General features: G+C 42.5%; 1 protein-coding gene. It reads right to left on the bottom strand.

Features of this window, described 5'->3' with window-relative positions:
- The coding region (locus IQR33_RS26775) for a TetR/AcrR family transcriptional regulator (protein ID WP_193844214.1) at positions 1-584 on the bottom strand (584 nt) is incomplete at its 3' end.
- Positions 585-638 lie beyond the last annotated feature (54 nt).

Here is a 638-nt window from a genome sequence, read left to right as displayed (position 1 = left end):
GGTACGTTACCGCGGAAGCTGTTCACCATAATAGAGATCAACGTCTTTAAGGTTTCATCATCACTGCGGTATGAGTAGGCTCGTATACCCGTAAACTGAACCTGGAACAACTGAGCAAGAAGCAATGTATCCTGGGCTTCAATTTCGCCATTCTCGATTGCTCGCTCAAACAGCTTTGCAAGAAAAGATTCAAATTGGTTTGCTAAGCTGTTTGTTTGATTGCGCAGCGCATTAAAATCCTCAGCAAATTCACTTGCTGATTTGACTAACATGCACACTTCACTGGGATTGGAGTCTCGCTGATTGATAACCACATCAATCGCGAAAGCTTCTATTGCATCTAGAACCGTTGTGTTCTGAGCTAAATGCAACTCAAACAGGGCTTGTAAGTTCGCAACGTACATTTTTAGCGCTTCACAATATAGCCCCTCTTTTGACCCAAACGTCGCATAGATACTTCCAGGACGCAGATTAACGCTATCTTGCAAATCACGTGTAGATGTTGCATGAAAACCTTTCTTCCAGAATAGATCCGAGGCGGCTTTCACCACTTCATCACGTTGGAATTTCTTTGTATTCGCCATGAGCAATTATCAATTTTGAACATATGCTCAATTTTATATTGAGCGACCGCTCAA

This window comes from Vibrio sp. OPT46 (assembly GCF_015163535.1).
In the GTDB taxonomy this organism is placed as follows: domain Bacteria; phylum Pseudomonadota; class Gammaproteobacteria; order Enterobacterales; family Vibrionaceae; genus Vibrio; species Vibrio alginolyticus.
Note: the sequence above shows the minus strand (reverse complement) of the source record. Positions and strands in the feature narration are given on the sequence as shown.